At 38.9% G+C, this 19,592-nt stretch carries 15 protein-coding genes; 5 read left to right on the forward strand and 10 right to left on the reverse strand.

The features are described from left to right. Positions 1-35: 35 nt before the first annotated feature. Positions 36-2,111, reverse strand: a complete 2,076-nt coding sequence (gene metG / locus ML462_RS05750) for a methionine--tRNA ligase (RefSeq protein ID WP_240712796.1) — start codon at positions 2,109-2,111, stop codon at positions 36-38. Between the two features lie 123 nt (positions 2,112-2,234). On the opposite strand from metG, the gene ML462_RS05755 reads away from it, so the two are divergent. Continuing rightward, the gene (locus ML462_RS05755) at positions 2,235-2,816 is read left to right on the forward strand and encodes a hypothetical protein (protein WP_240712797.1); all 582 of its coding nucleotides are present in this window, start codon (positions 2,235-2,237) and stop codon (positions 2,814-2,816) included. 13 nt (positions 2,817-2,829) lie between these two features. Further along, positions 2,830-3,189 carry a YraN family protein gene (locus tag ML462_RS05760; protein WP_240712798.1) on the forward strand — a complete coding sequence of 120 codons (360 nt, stop codon included), beginning with the start codon at positions 2,830-2,832 and terminating at the stop codon, positions 3,187-3,189. On the opposite strand, the gene ML462_RS05765 is transcribed toward ML462_RS05760, so the two are convergent. The 4 genes from ML462_RS05765 to ML462_RS05780 form a co-directional block, all read right to left on the reverse strand. Beyond that, complete coding sequence (locus tag ML462_RS05765) at positions 3,180-3,653, reverse strand: DUF6265 family protein (RefSeq protein WP_240712799.1); 474 nt, start codon at positions 3,651-3,653, stop codon at positions 3,180-3,182. The two genes, ML462_RS05760 and ML462_RS05765, sit on opposite strands and share 10 nt — an antisense overlap. 175 nt (positions 3,654-3,828) lie before the next feature. Beyond that, entirely contained in the window at positions 3,829-5,895 is a 2,067-nt protein-coding gene (locus tag ML462_RS05770; protein ID WP_240712800.1) for a M13 family metallopeptidase, read from the reverse strand. A gap of 166 nt (positions 5,896-6,061) precedes the next feature. Then, positions 6,062-6,592, reverse strand: a complete 531-nt coding sequence (locus ML462_RS05775) for a nuclear transport factor 2 family protein (protein WP_240712801.1) — start codon at positions 6,590-6,592, stop codon at positions 6,062-6,064. Between the two features lie 45 nt (positions 6,593-6,637). After that, entirely contained in the window at positions 6,638-7,195 is a 558-nt protein-coding gene (locus ML462_RS05780) for a hypothetical protein (RefSeq protein ID WP_240712802.1), read from the reverse strand. A gap of 151 nt (positions 7,196-7,346) precedes the next feature. Here ML462_RS05780 and ML462_RS05785 point away from each other — a divergent pair, with 151 nt between their 5' ends. Further along, positions 7,347-8,306 (forward strand): NAD-dependent epimerase/dehydratase family protein, encoded by a 960-nt coding sequence (locus tag ML462_RS05785; protein WP_240712803.1) that lies wholly within the window; start codon positions 7,347-7,349, stop codon positions 8,304-8,306. Positions 8,307-8,354: 48 nt separating this feature from the next. Here ML462_RS05785 and ML462_RS05790 read toward each other — a convergent pair whose 3' ends face one another. The 4 genes from ML462_RS05790 to aspS form a co-directional block, all read right to left on the reverse strand. Next, entirely contained in the window at positions 8,355-8,549 is a 195-nt protein-coding gene (locus tag ML462_RS05790; protein WP_072553653.1) for a cold-shock protein, read from the reverse strand. Between the two features lie 94 nt (positions 8,550-8,643). Then, positions 8,644-8,871 (reverse strand): hypothetical protein, encoded by a 228-nt coding sequence (locus ML462_RS05795; protein ID WP_240712804.1) that lies wholly within the window; start codon positions 8,869-8,871, stop codon positions 8,644-8,646. A 45-nt stretch (positions 8,872-8,916) separates the two neighbouring features. Further along, positions 8,917-10,707 carry a chloride channel protein gene (locus ML462_RS05800; RefSeq protein WP_240712805.1) on the reverse strand — a complete coding sequence of 597 codons (1,791 nt, stop codon included), beginning with the start codon at positions 10,705-10,707 and terminating at the stop codon, positions 8,917-8,919. Positions 10,708-10,763: 56 nt separating this feature from the next. Then, entirely contained in the window at positions 10,764-12,512 is a 1,749-nt protein-coding gene (gene aspS / locus ML462_RS05805) for an aspartate--tRNA ligase (RefSeq protein ID WP_240712806.1), read from the reverse strand. A 229-nt stretch (positions 12,513-12,741) separates the two neighbouring features. On the opposite strand from aspS, the gene ML462_RS05810 reads away from it, so the two are divergent. After that, positions 12,742-13,107 carry a toxin-antitoxin system YwqK family antitoxin gene (locus tag ML462_RS05810; protein WP_240712807.1) on the forward strand — a complete coding sequence of 122 codons (366 nt, stop codon included), beginning with the start codon at positions 12,742-12,744 and terminating at the stop codon, positions 13,105-13,107. 99 nt (positions 13,108-13,206) lie between these two features. Next, positions 13,207-16,017: a leucine-rich repeat domain-containing protein gene (locus tag ML462_RS05815; protein ID WP_240712808.1), complete on the forward strand. Its 2,811-nt coding sequence runs from the start codon at positions 13,207-13,209 to the stop codon at positions 16,015-16,017. A 57-nt stretch (positions 16,018-16,074) separates the two neighbouring features. On the opposite strand, the gene ML462_RS05820 is transcribed toward ML462_RS05815, so the two are convergent. Next, positions 16,075-19,590 (reverse strand): efflux RND transporter permease subunit, encoded by a 3,516-nt coding sequence (locus tag ML462_RS05820; RefSeq protein WP_240712809.1) that lies wholly within the window; start codon positions 19,588-19,590, stop codon positions 16,075-16,077. Positions 19,591-19,592 lie beyond the last annotated feature (2 nt).

Raw genomic sequence — 19,592 nt, forward strand, 5'->3', positions numbered from 1 at the left:
GAAGCTTTGGAGGTTTTTTAATATAGTTATAGAAATTAATTTATCGTGGTTCCGCTTTTCACCCCGTCTTCATCCGGATTTACAAAAACCAGTTTTCCATCCGCATTTTCGGTCATCAGGATCATACCTTCGCTCTCCACTCCGCGTAATTTTCTTGGAGCCAGGTTTACCAGAACGGTTACCTTTTTTCCGATGATCTCTTCGGCCTTGAAATGTTCGGCGATTCCTGAAACCACTGTTCGTTTATCCAAACCAGTATCCACTTTTAAGACCATCAGTTTTTTGGTTTTAGGCATTTTATCAGCCTCTATAATGGTTCCTACGCGAAGATCCATTTTGGTGAAATCTTCAAAAGTAGCGATCTCCTTCTGCGGTTCTGCCCGCTGATCTTCCATTGCGTTTGCGGTTTTGGTCGCTTCCAATTTATCAAGTTGTTTTTGAATTTGCTCGTCTTCGATCTTGCTGAATAATAATTCAGCTTTCCCGATCTGTTGACCGGGTGGAATTAAAGCTTCCCTGGTTCCGATAATATCCCAGTCTGGAGTATTATCTGAATTCTCATCTGACTGATTCAGCATTTTCTTCAATTTCGCAGAAGTAAATGGCAAAAACGGCTCACTGATGATGGAAAGGGCAGAAGCGATCTGAAGCGCCACATACATGATGGTCTTCGTTCTTTCTTCATCTGTCTTGATCAGTTTCCATGGCTCCTCATCTGCCAGGTATTTATTTCCAAGCCTGGCCAGGTTCATCAATTCTCCCTGAGCTTCTCTGAACCTGTATCGCTCAATAGAACTGGCGATGACAGATGGATAAGCTTTTAATTCGGCGATGGTTTTCTCGTCAACTTCAGAATATTCTCCCGGCTCAGGAACTACTCCGTTATAATATTTATTGGTAAGAACGATGACGCGGTTGATGAAATTTCCAAAAATCGCAACCAGTTCGTTATTATTTCTAGCCTGGAAATCCTTCCAGGTAAAGTCGTTGTCTTTTGTTTCTGGCGCATTAGCCGTAAGTACATATCTTAGCACGTCCTGCTGATCTGGAAAATCTTCCAGGTATTCATGCAACCAAACCGCCCAGTTCTTTGAAGTAGAAAGCTTTTTTCCCTCCAGGTTAAGGAATTCATTGGCCGGAACATTTTCTGGCAGAATAAAATCACCGTGAGCTTTCAGCATTACCGGGAAAATGATACAGTGAAAAACGATATTGTCTTTCCCGATAAAGTGAACCAGTTTAGTGTTCTCATCTTTCCAGTAAGGCTCCCAGTTTTTGCCTTCTCTTTCAGCCCATTCTTTTGTGGAAGAAATATAGCCTATCGGTGCATCAAACCAAACGTATAGAACTTTTCCATCGCCACCTTCAACAGGAACCGGGATTCCCCATTCCAGGTCGCGGGTCACCGCACGAGCACGAAGCCCATCATCTATCCATGATTTTACCTGTCCATAAACGTTCGATTTCCAGTCGGCCTTGTGACCTTTCAGGATCCATTCCTTTAGCCAGTCTTCATATTGATCTAATGGAAGAAACCAGTGTTTGGTGTTCTTTAGCGTGGGAACAGCGCCGGTAATAGCAGATTTTGGATTGATTAGATCTGTAGCATTCAAAGAAGTTCCGCAACTTTCACACTGATCTCCATATGCTTCTTCATTTCCACATTTCGGGCAGGTACCCGTCACAAACCTATCTGCCAGGAATTGCTGAGCTTTTTCGTCATAAAGTTGCTTGGTAGTTTCCTCGATGAACTTTCCGTCCTCATACATCTTTTTGAAAAATGCTGAAGCAGTATCATGATGTGTTTTTCCGGAAGTTCTGGAATAATTATCAAAGCTAACTCCAAAATCTTCAAAGGACTTTTTAATGATTCCGTTGTATTTATCAACTACATCCTGCGGAGTTACTCCCTCTTTTTTGGCTTTAATGGTGATTGGCACACCATGCTCATCACTACCACAAACAAAGGCCACATCGTGCCCCTGCATTCGAAGAAAACGGGAATAAATGTCTGCCGGCACATAAACTCCGGCTAAATGTCCAATATGGATAGGCCCATTAGTATATGGCAGGGCCGCTGTAATCGTAAATCTCTGAGGATTTTTGCTCATTATTCTAATTCCTTTTTTAAGAGCAGCAAAGTTACGTAAAGGTGTTCGATTACGCGTTAAATTCTTGTAAAAGGCAAAAGCTGTGAAGAATAACTTTCTACTTTTACCTGAAATTGAAACATAATGCGTAAAATCTTAATCATCCTTGCCGTGGTACTTATGGCTGCCTGTAATAGTACAAAAAAAGGAACTTCCGGAAGTAGTTCAAAGTTTAATATTGAAAATCTTGGAAAGATGGATTCTGAGGACCTTTCAAGGAATTACCCTGATGCGAATATCGAGGAAGGGACAGATATGTTTGAAGAAGGGACTGAAGAAAGACCTTTCACTATCCTTTATCCGGGAACTGAAAATGAACTACATATTACCTGGCAGGATAAGGACAGAAAGGATATTCACGATCTAAGATATTCCAGCAATGGAAAATGGAGGTCTGAAACCGGAGTAAATATTGGTACTACCTATGCTGAATTAAACAAAATGAATGGAAAGAAAGTATCTTTTTATGGATTTGGCTGGGATTATAGCGGAGCGGTAGACTGGAATGGTGGGAAACTGGAAAAAAGCGGATTGAGAGTATTCTTAAAACCTGAAAATAAGCCAGACAATAAATTCTATGGGGATAAGATCATAGAGGCAACTCCGGAAGAAATAGAAACATTGGATCTTAAGGTTGGATCAATAATGATCAATTACGCGATATAAAAAACGACAGATCATGGCGCAGCATAATGAACTTGGTAGAAAAGGTGAGGAGCTGGCCATGGAGTATCTCAGACTGAAGGAATACGAGATCCTTGAGAAAAATTACCGTTTTCATAAAGCTGAGGTCGATATTATTGCAAAAAGAGGAAATCTCTTAATTGCTGCTGAGGTGAAAACGAGGAGTACTCCAGAATTTGGAAATCCGCAGGATTTCGTAAAGCCAAAACAAATAAAACAACTGGTCAAGGCTATAAATCACTACGTGGAAGAGTCGGGATTGGATGTGGAAGTAAGATTCGATATTATAGCCATTATCAAGAACAAGGCCGGAACCAGAGTAGAGCATATCCAAGACGCATTTCTCTATTTCTGATCAGACCTCTTGAATTCAAATATTATTCTTTTCCCGTCATCTGAGATCTCAGCGATCAAATTTCCATTTTCAGCTCGGTAATTTATCTCCTTTGGAAAAGGATTTTCGGGATTCACTGCGGTAAAAGAATCCTCGGAAATTGAAGTCAGCATAAAATTTGTAGTATCTGCATTTACGCCGGTAACTTCGTACACCCAATCATTTTTCTTTTTCAGAATTCTCAAATTTTCTCTGAATACCTTTTCACCATTTTTCATGGATAAACCAGTACCTTCATAAATATTAACTGAAGTTTTCTTCCAGGTTTCTGTGGTAATTAGTTCTTTCTTTCCATTCGTTCTTATCCACTCTCCAAGAATCCAGTCAAAATTTTCAGTTTCCTGGAACTGTCTTAAATCTGCTTCTTTTTTATTATTTGCGATTGAAAAAATCAGGCATAGAAATATGATTGTATATATTTTCATTATTAAACAATTAAGCAATCTATTACTGGTAATATCACCCTGAACTCGTTTCAGGGTTTACAGGAGATACTGAAACAAGTTCAGCATAATGCTGCTTTGAAAATTAGTCAATAAACTAATATGAAATAAAAAAGGCTGGTTTTTAACCAGCCTTTTTAAATATTATATTGGTGAATTACCAGATTCTAACTCTTTCCTCTGGTTTTACATACATCGCGTCACCTTCCTCAATGGCGAAGGCATCATACCAGGCATCGATATTCTGAAGCGGCACATAAGCTCTGTACATTCCAGGAGAATGAGAATCGGTTTTGATCCTGTTTCTCAATGCTTCATCGCGCATTTTGGTTCTCCAAACGGTCGCCCATGAAAGGAAGAAACGCTGCTCTGGAGTGAATCCATCGATCTCTCCCGGGTTTCCGTTTTCTTTCAGGTGTATCTGAAGTCCGTCGTAGGCAGCATTTACACCACCAAGATCACCAATGTTTTCACCTAGAGTGAACTTACCATTAATATAAACGCTATCCATTACCTCGATGGCAGAGTATTGCTCAGCCAGATCGTTTCCTAGCTCTTCGAATTGCTCAAGATCCTTATCTGTCCACCAGTTGTTAAGGTTTCCTTCAGCATCAAAACGAGCACCGCTGTCATCGAATCCGTGTGAGATCTCATGACCAATTACAGCTCCAATTCCACCGTAATTTACAGCAGCATCAGCTTTGTAATCGTAGAAAGGTGGCTGAAGAATAGCCGCCGGGAAAACGATCTCGTTGTATCGAGAATTATAATATGCGTTCACGGTTTGTGGAGGCATGAACCACTCTGTTTTGTCAACAGGTTGTCCAAGTTCAGCCATATTTTCTGCTACTCTCCACTTTTGTGCATTCAGCATATTTTGGAAATAAGAACCGCCTTCTTCAGGAGAAACTATTTCAAGATCACTGTAATCTTTCCATTCATCTGGATAACCGATCTTCACATTGAAGGTGCTTAGTTTTTCAAGTGCTTTTTTCTTGGTGTCCTCGCTCATCCAGCTAAGGTTATTAATACGGGATTCATAGGCCTTAAGGATGTTATCTACCATTTCTTTTGCAGTCTCCTTGGCCTGTGGTGGGAAATGCTCGGCAACATATAATTTACCCAGAGCCTCTCCAAGAATTCCATTAATACTACCTAGAGCTCTTTCGTTTCTAGGCCTTTGTTCCTTTGCTCCTCTTAGTGTTTTGCTATAGAATTCCCAGGATTCTTTTTCAAGCTCTGTAGTTAATGCTGATGCAGCATTATTGAAAAGATCCCATTTTAAATAGGTCTTCCAATCTTCAACTGAATTTTCAGCTAATAGCTCTTGTAAAGCTTTCATGTATTTTGGCTGAGAAACTATAACGGTATCCAGGTCCTTTGCTCCAATCCCTTCGAAGTATGAATTCCACTGAAATGCCGGGGTCATCTTTTGGATTTCAGCAACGGTCATAGGATTATAGGTATTCCTGGCATCACGGCGCTCCACTTTATCAAGACGTGGTTCTGCTAGTCTGGTTTCAAAAGTAAGGATGGTCTCAGCAGCATTGGCAGCTTTTTCTTCAGAGTAATCTATATACTGAAGCATATCTGTTATATATGTCTTGTATTTTTCTCTGGTGTCTTTTGAATCTGAATCATCAAGCAGGTAATAATCTCTTTCTGGGAGACCTAAACCTGAAGGGCTTAAGTAAGCCGCATTCATATCTGAATTCTTACTGTCTGCAAATACATTAAATGAGAAAAATCCGGCGCTCCCGTATTCGCTCATTTCAACTAAGAAGTTCTGAAGGTCTTCTTTAGACTGAATTTTATCGATCTTTGCCAGGTATGGTTTTACAGGTTCTACACCCTGCTTATTTCTGGAAACGGTGTCCATAATACTTTTGTAAAGGTATACCGCCTTACCTTGATCTGAATTGCCATCAAGGCTATCGCTATTGGCAGTTTTTTCCAGAAGGGCCAGGGCGTCCTCGTCTGTTCTCTGGCGAAGTTCATCGAAACTTCCCCATCTTGTACGGTCATCAGGGATCTCGGTGCTGTCCAGCCAGGCACCATTAACGTAACGGAAAAAATCTTCTTTTGCGGTTGTGGTGGTGTCCATGTAAGCAAGATTGATCCCATGGATTTCTTCTTTTTCTTCTACTTTCTTGTCGTCGTTACACGCGGTGAATAAACCGGCACCAACTGCAGACATTAGAAGAACTTTGTTTAATTTCTTCATTCTTTAATTAGGGTTAATAATATAGGAACGCTAAAGTAAAAAAACAGTCTTTATTTCAAAGGAATTTTTAAAGTTTTAGGTCGTAAAAAACTGTGGTTCAAATTCTGAGAAAACGGAATCAAAATCTGGAGGTTGAGAATTTAGAAAAAAAAAGAGGGCTTAAAAGTTAGTTCTTTTTGATTTCCTGGATAAGGTCTTCGTCGAACTGTTTCTTTATTTCGGTGATCTCATCCACATTGTCATTAGGAATGGTAATGGAAAGTACATAATGATCAATTTTCCATTTACCATCCTCTTTCATCAAAACACCCGAACCACGACAAATACCCATATGTGTATCCAGCAATTCATCAAACCAGGCTACTCCCAGATTTTCATGTATATACGTATTCCTCTCTAAGGTTGAGAAGCTCCATGCTTTTCCTGAATCGAAGTATGGTTTGGAGAATTTTTTGAATTCTGGCAGGCTCCAGTTTTCGGTAGCATCGGTACCAATAAAGACTGCATCCTTGGTCATCAACTGAAAATAATCATCAAAATCGGCTCTCGCGGCAGCTTTGTGCCATTTTCCAATGGTTTTATTAACCTGTTTTTTTACCGCCTTTATATTTTTCTCTGAATTCTTTACCTGAGCTTGCAAATTATAAATGGAGCATGAACCAATTAAGATAGCTGTTAATAGTATTAATTTCTTCATCGGAATAATTTGTATTAAGTTAAGGTTTTTAGATGTTGATTTAAATCAATCAGAAATGCTATCCTGCTTTTGTTCATTTTCCAGCTCCTCGAACTGTTCCAGTTCTTCCTCAAAATCTTCCAGAGATTTAAGGAAAATCTCATTCATTTGTAGTTTCAGATTATTGAATTCAAGGTGAAGTTCCTGGCTGGTTTTAGCGATATCCTCAGCGTCCGGATCCTGTCTCCCGGAATATTGCTTTAGTAACTGAGCTTTGGTGTTTACTACGTTTAACCGGGCTTCCACAGCAGTAGATTTCAGACTGTCTGGAACAGAATTCTTTAAGGATTCCATGATCTGGGCAATGGAACCTGCATTGTTCTTTATTTCATTAACGGTTGCGTTCTCCAGGTTCTTAATTTCGTTTTGAGCGGTAATATATTCGATCCATTTCAGGGCATATTCCCTGGCCTCAGGCTCAAGGATATAATCTGGGTTTTCAAAATCAAGTTGTTTTTGAAAAGCGGTAGTGTCGATTTTGTTTTCGGCCATATTATCTGCATCCTTGTCGGTTTTACAGGAAATGAGGATAAAAACAGCGATTAAGAAGATAAATTTATTCATGTGGATATCCGGTCTTCTACAAAGTTATTCATTATTTACAGATCTTAAGAAAATAAAATTCATTGAAGATTTTATAACAGAATGACCTAAGAAAATCTCAAGATTGCGATTTCCTCTCTATAATTAAATATATTTGCAAAAAATTTAATCTATGGCCGGTAGAATATTGATAATAGGTGCCTGTGGACAAATTGGTACTGAACTTACGCTGAAGTTAAGAGAGATTCATGGAGACCAGAACGTGGTAGCCAGTGACATCAGGGAAGGAGCAAAGGAATTAATGCAATCGGGTCCTTTTGAAATTTTGAATGCAACAGATGAGTCTCACCTTAAGGAGATCATTGAGAGATATGAGGTGAAAGAGGTTTATCTTATGGCGGCTATGCTTAGTGCGACTGCAGAAAAGGCTCCTATGAAAGCCTGGGAACTGAATATGGATTCTTTATTTCATGTTCTGAACCTTGCCAAAGATGGTAAAATAGACAAGGTCTTCTGGCCATCTAGTATTGCTGTTTTCGGGCCTACCACACCAAAAGACAAGACTCCGCAAACAACCATCATGGAGCCAACAACGGTTTATGGTATTAGTAAACAAACCGGTGAGCGCTGGTGCGAATATTTCTATAATAAGTTCGGGGTGGATGTGCGTAGCATCAGGTATCCAGGAATTATAAGTTATAAAACGCTTCCTGGAGGAGGAACTACAGATTATGCCATAGAGATCTTTCATGAAGCTTTAAAAAATTCTGAATATACCAGTTTCTTAGATCATGATGCGGCCCTGCCAATGATGTATATGGACGATGCCATTAAGGCCACCGTAGATATTATGGAAGCACCGGCTGAAAAGGTTAAAATAAGGTCTTCTTACAACCTGGCGGCGATTAGTTTTACTCCTGAAATCCTTGCCGAAGAGATCAAAAAACATATCGATAATTTCAAGATAAATTATGAGCCAGATTTCAGACAGCAGATTGCTGAATCATGGCCATCAAGTATAGATGATAGTTCGGCCCGTGAGGATTGGGGCTGGGACCCTGAATTCGACCTTGAAAAAATGGTGGAAACCATGCTTGAAGGAGTGGGGAATACATTAAAGGAAAATGCATAAAAAAAGCCGCTTTAAAGCGGCTTTTTAATTTCTCTCAGAAAAAATATATTATTCGATCACGCGTACTTCTGTAGCGTTCACTCCTTTTCTTCCTTCTGTCTCTTCGTACTCAACTCTATCACCTTCCTGGATAGTTTCACCGTTTAAACCAGTGATGTGTACGAAAATGTCTCTTTTGGTGTCGTCGTTGGTAATGAATCCATAACCTTTAGATTCATTGAAAAATTTTACTGTGCCTTGCATAAAAAATAATAATTAATAAAGCACAAACATACTAGATAATATTTTAGAATCCTCTGAAAATCAGATTTTTTTGTGTTTTTTTTATGTTAACGCCCTAATCAATACCCTTCTCCCTCATCTTCTTTAGATTATCTTCAGAAAGGGTATAATCCTTTAATTTTTTACCTCTCCAACGTACGTAAAGAAAGATGGGCATTAGGATAAACGCACTTGCCAGAACTGCGAGACCAATTATCCTGTCTCCGGTAAGGATCTGGTCATTAAGTCTGAAATAGAAACCAACACCAATTGCGATAAGGATGGCAATTCCTAATATTTTCATAAAAAGCTTCATTTCTGTATTATTTTTTGAATTTCCGGTTTTCGATCAAACCGTTACTTCTATTAATTTCTTGCGGTAGGCCGTAAGCATTTTCGATTTAGATATAAAACCTACATATTTTCCCTCCTTTACAACAGGTAGATTCCAGGCATTGCTTTCCTGGAATTTTTGCATGATGGCCTTCATTCGGTCTGTTTCAAGATCTATGATCTCTGGGGCCTGTTGCATGATATCCTGCACCTTAACTTCGTCATAGAGCTTCTCGTTGAACATGATTGGCCTGATGTCGTCCAGAAGTATGATCCCCATGAAATTACGATTTTCGTCGATCACCGGAAAAATATTACGGGACGATTTTACCACTCCCTGATGGATCACATCTCCAAGATTCATATCGATCTCGAGCGGAATAAAGTTCTTTTCGATCACTTGTGAGATATTCATAAGAGTGAGAACTGTTTGATCCTTATCATGCGTTAGTAAATCGCCTCTTTGTGCCAGTTCCATGGTATATACCGAATGTGGCTGAAATTTACTGGTGATCATGTAGGAGATCGCGGCAGTGATCATAAGCGGGATAAAAAGTTCGTATCCATGGGTGAGCTCTGCGATTAGGAAGATCGCAGTGAGTGGTGCATGAAGAACTCCCGCCATCAATCCTGCCATACCTACCAGGGTGAAATTACTTACTGAGATCTGGTTATCGAATAACCCCAGATTGTTTAAAAGCAACGCGAACCCGTGCCCCATGGCACTTCCCATAAACATCACAGGGGCAAAAATACCACCTATACCACCGGCGCTAAGAGTAAGGGAGGTTGCTATGATCTTAAATAATACCAGGCCGGTTAATAATATGATCACTACCCAGATGTTTTCCAGGTATGCGTTAAAAAGGTTTGTTCCGAGCGCTTCCAGATAATTTTCCTGGAGTAAATTATTCACTACACTGTAACCTTCCCCGTACAGTGGTGGGATGAAATAAATGATCAAACCCAAAAGAAGTCCTGAGGTTAGCAGCCTTAGAATTTTAGACTTGATCTGGAACATTAGTTTCATAAGCCTGAAATGAACTCTTGTAAAATAGATAGAGCAGCCGGCAGCTAGTGTTCCAAGTAATATATAATAGGGCACTTCAGAAATGGTAAACGCATCCTCAAGAGAAAAAGGCAGGATCATTTCACTTCCGTAAAAAAAATAAGAAGTAAGTACTGCCGATACTGAAGCAATAAGAAGAGGAAGCAGAGAGGTTAATGTCAGGTCCAGGCTGAAGACTTCTATGGCAAAAATTATGGCTGCGATTGGTGCATTAAAGATCGAAGACATGGCTCCGGCAGCAGCACAACCTATTAAAAGTGTACGGGTGGTTTGATTTAGCAAAAATAGTCTGGATAAATTGGAGCCTATAGATGCACCTGTAGCCACGGTTGGTGCCTCTAAACCAACCGAGCCTCCGAAACCCACCGTTATAGGTGCCGTGATTAAGGAGGAATACATCTGGAATCGCTTCATGATACCCTTTTGTCTTGAAATAGCATAAAGCGTAGAAGGGATTCCCTGGCCTATTTTCCTCCGAATGATGAACTTAATTATAAGATATACAATTAGAAGGCCTATCACAGGAAATATAAAATAAAAGGCATTATGATAATTAATAAACGGATCGCCCTTTAAAAGTACCTGAATAAAATGTGTTGAGTTCTTAATGGTGACTGCGCATATCCCGGCAATGAAACCTATGATCGCACTTATGATCATAAGGAATTGACGATGCGAAAGATTCCTGGATTTCCAGTTCAGGAATTTATGCAACAAAGATTTACCAAATTTTGCCACCTTTAGGGAATTAGCTTATGAATATAAAAAATCCCGCAATACGCGGGATTAAATATTTATAATTTCAATTGAAGATGTAATTCGGCTAATTGCTTATTATCAAGTTTTGCCGGTGCATCGATCATTACATCACGCCCCGCATTATTTTTCGGGAAAGCGATAAAGTCTCTAATACTTTCCTGCCCACCTAAGATGGCTACCAATCTGTCAAATCCAAATGCAATTCCACCGTGTGGCGGAGCTCCATACTGGAAGGCATCCATTAGGAATCCAAATTGCTCTTTAGCTTCTTCTGGAGAGAACCCAAGATATTTGAACATTTGAGATTGCGTCTCCTTGTCATGTATCCGGATAGAACCACCACCAATTTCATTTCCGTTTAAAACAAGGTCATATGCATTCGCTCTAACTTTACCCGGTTCTGTTTCTAGTAAAGCAAAATCTTCTTTTTTAGGAGAGGTGAATGGATGATGCATCGCGTGGAACCTTTCGGTTTCTTCATCCCATTCCAGAAGAGGAAAGTCTACTACCCAAAGCGGAGCAAATTCATCAGCTTTTCTAAGACCAAGTTCGTTTCCTAAATGCATTCTCAAGGCGCTAAGCTGGGTCCTGGTTTTATCTGCATTACCCGCCATAACTAGGATTAGGTCACCTGGTTTTGCACCAGAAGCTTCAGCCCAAGCTTTCAGATCTTCCTGTGAAAAGAATTTATCTACGGAAGATTTTAAACTGCCGTCTTCGTTATATTTTGCCCAAACCAGTCCGTTTGCACCAACTTGAGGCCTTTTCACCCATGAGATCAATTTGTCGATCTCTTTTCTGGTAAATGAAGCTGCTTCTGGAACCGCGATCCCAACAACTAGTTCCTGCTGATCGAATACTTTGAAACCTTTATTTTTAGCGAGCTCATCCATTTCAGCGAACTCCATTCCAAAACGGATATCTGGTTTGTCATTTCCGTATTTTCTCATGGCGTCCTCATAGGTCATTCTAGGGAACTCCGCTACGTCAACACCTTTAATTTCCTTTAATAAATGCCTGGTTAAACCTTCAAAAATATTCAGGATATCTTCCTGCTCTACAAATGCCATCTCGCAGTCTATCTGGGTGAATTCCGGCTGGCGATCTGCCCTAAGGTCTTCATCTCTAAAACACTTAACGATTTGGAAATACTTGTCCATTCCGCCTACCATCAATAGTTGTTTGAAGGTTTGGGGAGATTGAGGAAGGGCGTAAAACTGACCTTCGTTCATTCTACTTGGTACCACGAAGTCACGGGCACCTTCCGGAGTGGATTTAATCAGGTAAGGAGTTTCAACCTCGATGAAGCCTTCATTTGAAAGGTAATTTCTCACTTTCATGCCAACCTGGTGGCGGAACATTAATTTATTCTTCACCGGATTTCTTCTAATATCCAGGTAGCGATATTTCATTCTAAGATCTTCCCCACCATCTGTTTCATCTTCAATAGTAAAAGGAGGAGTTTTAGAAGAATTCAGAATTTTGAAGTCTTCTACAAGAACTTCAATTTCTCCTGTGGCGATATTTAGATTTTTAGACTCTCTTTCTATAACAGAACCTTCAACCTGGATCACGAATTCCCGGGCCAGGCTACCTGCCTTATCCATAAGCTCTTTGGAAGATCTTTCTTCATCAAATATCAGCTGGGTAATTCCGTATCGATCTCGCAGATCTACCCAGATCATGAATCCTTTATTTCTAACTTTTTGAACCCATCCAGAGAGGGTTACTTTGTTTCCAATTTGCTGAGCATTAAGTTCACCGCAGGTATGACTTCTGTACATTTTATCCTTTTAATTTAGAATGGGCACAAAAGTAAGAAGTTAAACAGTTTTACTGAACCTTTCCCACCTAAAAATTATTCGAGTAAACCTCTATGTTAACTCAGGTGAAGTTTGTAAGGTTCTGAAAGCAAGGATTTAAACCTTTCAATGTTAACTTAATGTTACGTAAATATTGATTATCTGTAAACTTTGTGTATATTTGTAATGTAAACGTTAATAAAAAGCACCTATGAAGACTATAAAGAATATATTGATGGCGGCGATATTCGTGACTGGAAGCGTTGCTATGGCCCAAGATAAAGACCCTAAACCTGTTTTTGAAAAGCAGGGAGATTTAATCAAAGGAACGTTTTATTATGAAGATGGAAGTGTTAAACAGGAAGGTACGTACAAGGACGGCAGACTCCACGGGGAGTGGGTTTCTTACGACCAAAATGGTGAAAAGACAGCCATCGCAAATTACGAGAATGGTAAGAAAAGCGGAAAATGGTTTTTCTGGTCTGAAGATAAACTTACTGAAGTGGACTATCAAAATAGCGTAATTGCTAGTGTAAATAGTTGGAAAAGCGAGAGTTCATTGGTTAGCAATCAATAGAAAAAAATAAATTTTATATTAAGAACCCCGGAGCATCGCTCCGGGGTTTTTTATTTAGTTTAGTGAAAATTCCAAAATTATCCGAAAAATAAACCTTTTATGTCTCTCCGTTTCTTGTTACTTAGCCTATTCCTAGCCTTTTTCAATCTTTCTTCAGGGCAGGAAAATGAAGATAATAGTTTTCTAGCCAAGAGCTTTTTTTCCCATGATATTAGAAATCGTGGTTTACCTGGTTTTGTGCAGGGGCAGGAAGATAAAGCAATCCTAGATTTTAGTGAACATAATTCGAAGTTTTATGAAAAATCTAAAGTGGATAGTTTAAAGATCAAAAATGTCTTCATTTCTTTTCAATCTAATGACACTTTAAAAAATCAGATAAGAGAATTAAAAAAGTTTCCTGAATTGGAATTCTTGGAAATTAAAACAGGCCTAAGCATTGGGAGAAATAAGGAGATTGAAGAATTAGTAATTCCTTCTGAAATTGGCCAGCTTAAAAATTTAAAATATCTCCAAATATCAGGTTCTTTCGAAATCGATCTTCAATCGCTATTCGAAGAATTAAAGAACTTATCAAGACTAAAATATTTGGGACTGTCGCATGTTAACGATGAACTAAAAATCCCAGAAAATATTACAGGTTTAAAAAACTTAGAGGGTTTGAAGTTATTAGGCTATACGAATATTTCTTTTCCAGATGGAATACAGGAAATGAACCAGCTAAATACGTTATTCCTGGAGCCTCAAAATATTAAAAAAGATATTGGATTATTAGCCAAATCTACTTTTCCCCGTATAAATTATCTTAAACTTTATTATACAAATCTCAACCGGGAGAATTTAACCGCTATAGATAAACTTGATAAATTGGAGAGTCTAGAATTGGTTAATTGTAATATTGATAGGATTGCAGATCTAATGGATGTGCTGCCATCTAGTTTAAAAAAAATTAAATGGACCAGCCTGAAAACCGATACCACGGAAATAAGCTTTGAGAAATTTAATAATCTTGAAGTATTAGAATTGGATGGAATTATATCATATGAGATCACTCCCTTTGCTTATGAACTTAATAATTTAAAGTCTCTTACCATACATTCCGAAAAGTTAGAGAGCATCAATTTAAGCTCGGCTCAAAATTTGCAAATTTTAGACTTAGGATATTCAAATCTTTCAGAAATGCCAGGAGGTCTAGAGGAACTACAAGATCTTAGAATTCTGAAACTAAATGAAAATCACATTTCAGAGATTCCAAGAGATATAAGTAGTTTAAAGAACCTGGAAGAACTGGACCTGGCAAAAAATAGAGTTGCAAAAATTGCGGTTGGAATAGGTGAACTTCGTAAGCTTGAGAAATTTAATTTAGCCTTTAATCAGTTAGAGAAATTACCAAATGATTTTACCCAACTTAAAAATCTGAGGGATCTCAATTTAAATGCAAATAAATTAAAAGGCTTACCGTCGGATTTTGGAGAGTTAAAAAACCTTGTAAATTTAAATCTCGGAGATAATTATTTGCAATCCCTTCCGGGGTCCATAACTCAGTTAAGAGAACTTAAAATTTTTAATATTTCTTATAATGATATTGAAGCACTTCCTGAAGATATTGGGAATATGATAGCCCTTGAAGATTTTATTCTTGGAGGAAATAAAGGTCAGGAAATTAGCTATGTATCAATTACAGAAAACAGTGATTTCAATAAAAACAGAAAAAGAGAATTTAACCGAATAAGAAAAATTCCGGAAAGTTTTTCAAAACTTGCAAATATTAAAAGGCTTTACTTTAAAGATCTAAGCACTTTAGATTCTGAAAATTTATTTCAGATTTTATTAAAACTGCCATCAAAAAAATACAGAACGGAATTGAGAGGTGTGGGAGTTCACAATTTACCGGATGTGGGCTGGGAAAATTTTCTAGGTGAAACTCTTGAGCTGGGCGGTAGCGTTATAGACTCTATTCCAGAACAAATTTTAAAAGCGCCATACCTGGAAAAAATTTCTTTTAGCTTAAGTGAAGCTGACAGACTTTCTTATTCCTTCAACAATAGTGAAGATTTTTTAGTGTTCGCTGAAGATTTCGGATATGTTGAATTTGAAGATATCAAAAGGTCAGAAAGTATGGCTAGTGCTTATTTGGATTACGCATACGCCAAGAAGTATAAAAGTGATAAGAAAAATATCATCGAGATCTTTAATAAGGCATTTATACTTGACAGTGCATATACCGCTGAGAATATACGGCCGGCAGATTATGCCCGTGCTTTAAGGGAAAATAAAGAATATGAAAAGGCGATCACCTACTACGATAAGGCTATTTATCAGGATACAATTAGGGGGCCTTATATTCTTAATTATATAATTCCTCATTTTAAAGAAAGAGCAGAATTACAATTAAAAGTTGGTGATAGCCTCGATGCTTTAGAAGGATTGGAATATTTTTCTGGAAGGTTTGATAAAAGTAGTTGGACATCTACTGGCCTTCTTGCTAAAAAGCTGGGTAAAGATGATCTGGCTCGTCGATATTTTACGAATGCAAAAGAGTATTATAGAAAAAAGATTGAACAAAGCAGAGAGAGTGATAGGATAAATTATCTGGAGCAGTTAAGCCTTTTAGAAGTATTTTATATAAGTGAAGATTTTGAAGAGGCTTCTAATTACATGGATGAATTAATGAAGTTTGAATTCATTGCTAATGACGAATTGGTTATAAGAAGGTTATTTAAAATCGTAGATTCTATTCTTCAAGATACCGTTGATAATGATTATTTAGTTTCCTTTAAAGAATATTTAGACTCGAACAGAACAGACCTTCAGAGGTGGAGTTTTGATCTGTTCGAAGATTGGCTCGCGATGACCAATAGCTTATCTAGTGAGAAGAAAACAATGATCTTTACTGCATTAAAGGAACTTTAAAAAAAAAGCCCGAAGCATCGCTTCGGGCTTTTTTTATTCTCCACATTTGATGAATTATCATTCAGCGAACTCTACTTCTGAAGGTTCTCTGGTTTCAGTGGTTTCTGAACTGGATCTTTTACTATGCACCCACATCTTGATCCTCATTGCGATATAGAACAATAATGGAACAATGATAAGGGTAAGGAAAGTGGCAACCATCAATCCATAAATTACTGTCCAGGCAAGAGGTCCCCAGAAAATAACATTATCCCCACCAAAATAGATGTTCGCATTGAACTGATCGAAAAGTGAGAAAAAGTCAAGGTTAAGGCCAATTGCCAGGGGAATCAATCCTAAAATCGTGGTTATGGCCGTTAATAATACAGGTCTTAAACGAGCCTTTCCAGCTTTAATGATCGTGAGCAGCAATTCATTCTTTGGCAAATATTCATCTTCTGGAATACCCATTCTCAACTTTTTTCGATCTATAAGGAGCTGAGCATAATCAAGAAGGACTACCCCATTATTAACCACGATTCCGGCGAGGGAAATAATTCCCATCATGGTCATCATAATTACAAAAGGAGCACCTGATATCACAATTCCGCCGAATACACCAATCAAACTCAGGAATATCGCGATCATGATAATTAGTGGTTTTGAAATAGAATTGAACTGGAATATCAAAATAAGGAATATAAGTCCAAGACCACTAAAGAAAGCACCCATCAGGAATGCCTGTTGTTTATTCTGTTCTTCCAGCTGTCCTGTATAATCAATACTAATATTATCAGGAATCCCGTGGAAATTCCTCATTTCGTTCTGAATTTGACTTACTGCGGCACCAGCATCGGTATAACCTGGAGTTAATGCCGAATATACCGTCACCACCCTTCGGGTATCCCTGTGCTTAATTGCACTAAATCCAGATTTGTTACTCTTGGAAGTGACCGCAGATAATGGAATCTCTCTTAACTGCCCTTTATTATTTCTAAAAGTTAAGGTTTGATTGAATAAGGCGCTATTGTTATAACGACTGTCTTCATCAAATCTCACATATATATCATAATCTTCGCCACCCTCTTTATAAACACCGGCTTTGGTACCAAAAATGGAGTTTCGTAGTTGTTGACCAACCTGGCCTGCGCTAACACCTAACTCTCCTGCTTTTTCCCGGTCTACTTCAACCAGCATGGAAGGCTTATCTTTGTTGACATCGATCTTTAATTCATCGATCGCAGGTATATTCTTGCTATTAATGTATTTTCGCATCTGCTCTGCAGTCGCGATCAGTTCATTATAATTTTCTCCTTCAAGTTCAATGTTAATTGGAGCTCCAGCGGGCGGACCATTTTGATCTTTTTCAACCGAAATGAGAACACCGGGATAGATTCCGTCTAAAGCTTCCTGAACTTTCTGACGAAGTACCTCACTATCCTTCCCTCTACGGTATTTATACTCTCTCATAGAAGCAGTGATCTTCCCCTTATGAGGCATTTCAGCTGCTGAACCTCCGTCGGTTTGAGGGTTTCCGGCACCTTCACCAACCTGAGAAACTGCACTTTCTACGAGGAAATTGTAACCATTGTCCATATATTCCGGACTATTCAGGATATTATATACACGGTTCTCTATCTCTTTGGTGATCGCATTTGTTTTCTCAATGGCGGTACCTTCCGGATATTCGATATATACAATGATCTGGTTAGGCTTATTATCCGGGAAAAATTCCACCTTGGTTCGCTGGGACGCAAGGGAAGCTCCAAAGGCCATAAAGGCGACGATAAGTAATAAAAATGTCGCACCAACGATCCAGTATGGACGTTTTTTTCTGAAAGATGAGGTTAGTCTTCTTTCGTACCAGTTCTCTAATTTAACCAAAGAACTTTTCTGGAAATTATTAGCCATTTTTCGAAGTACCAGCCTGTAAACCCAAACCATGATAGCCGTAAAGATCATTAGGGAGCCAAGGGCTCTGTATTCTCCTCCGAAGAAGAAGATCGCAAACCCGATTGTTACAATTATCAGGGAAACCCTAATGATGGTTTTTAATGGCATGTTCCTGTCTTCGGTTTTCATGAATTGTGAAACCAGAACCGAATTGAAAAATATGGCTACAAATAGAGATGAACCCAGAACCACCGACAGTGTAATTGGGAAATAGATCATGAACTGCCCCATTAGTCCCGGCCATAATCCTAGCGGAATAAAGGCTGCAACGGTAGTGGCTGTGGAGATTATAATAGGGAAGGCGATCTCTCCAATTCCTTCCTTGGCCGCTTCGATCCTGCTGTAACCTTCCTCATCCATGAGTCGGTAAACATTTTCAACAACCACAATACCATTATCCACAAGCATCCCGAGACCCATGATCAAACCAAATAAGATCATCGTGTTCATAGTATACCCTAATTGATTCAGGATCATCAGGGACATGAACATAGACATTGGGATAGCGAATCCTACGAAAAGTGCGTTTTTGAAACCCAGGAAGAACATCAAAACCGTTACCACTAGTATAATACCGAAAATGATATTATTAACCAGGTCATCTACCTGTCCTATGGTTTTCGAAGACTGGTCATTGGTAATCGAAATCTTAAGATTTGATGGGAAAACATTGGCCTTGGCATCTTCTACGATCTCCTCGATCTTTTCAGCAGCTTCCACCATGTTCTTTCCAGATCTTTTCTTTACGTCCAGCATCACCACGCTTTCACCAAATTCCCTGGCATAAGTGGTTCGGTCTTTTGCTTTGAAACTGATGTCTGCGATATCTTTCAAATAAACATTATCGCCATCTTCAGATTTTACAACAAAATTTTCAAGCTCTTCGGGATTTTCGATCTCTCCAAGCACCCTAATGGTACGCCTTTGTCCACTGGCGATATAGTTGCCGGCAGACATGGTCATGTTCCCATTGCTAATGGCACTTGTGATATCGTTAAAACTCACCGAGGACGCCATCATCTTGTAAATGTCAACCGCTACCTCAATTTCTTTTTCCTGGGCACCTCGAATATCAACCTTTTTGATTTCGGGAAGGTTTTCTATTTCATCTTCAAGGTATTCACCGAATTCTTTCAGCTTCATTACCGGATAATCTCCAGAAATGTTAATGTTCAGAATTGGCATTTCTTCAGATAGACTTAGCTCAAAGACGTTAGGTTCTACCTTTGCGCCGTTGAATGTAGGCCAGTCTTCACTTGAAGTTTCAGAATCTATTTCGTCCTTCACTTTTTGTTTGGCAAGTTCTACCGAAATATCCTCGTCAAACTCAACGGTGATCATCGAGTAGTCTTCCTGAGAGGTAGAGATGATCTCCACCACATTACTTACCGTCTTTAATTTATCCTCTAACGGGTTGGTGATGAGCTTTTCGATATCCTCTGCCGTGTTCCCGGGATACAGTGAACTCACATAGATCTTCGTTTCCTTAATCTCTGGAAAACTCTCACGGGGCATGCTGAAATAGGCTGAAATTCCGAAGAACAGAATAAGGATCATCCCAATATAAATGGTAGTCTTATTCTTGATAGCCCATGAAGAAAGGGGGAATTCTTTCTCTAAATGCGTTTTTTTCTTAGCCATAA

Origin of the sequence: Christiangramia lutea, assembly GCF_022489035.1 — a bacterium.
In the GTDB taxonomy this organism is placed as follows: Bacteria; Bacteroidota; Bacteroidia; order Flavobacteriales; family Flavobacteriaceae; genus Christiangramia; species Christiangramia lutea.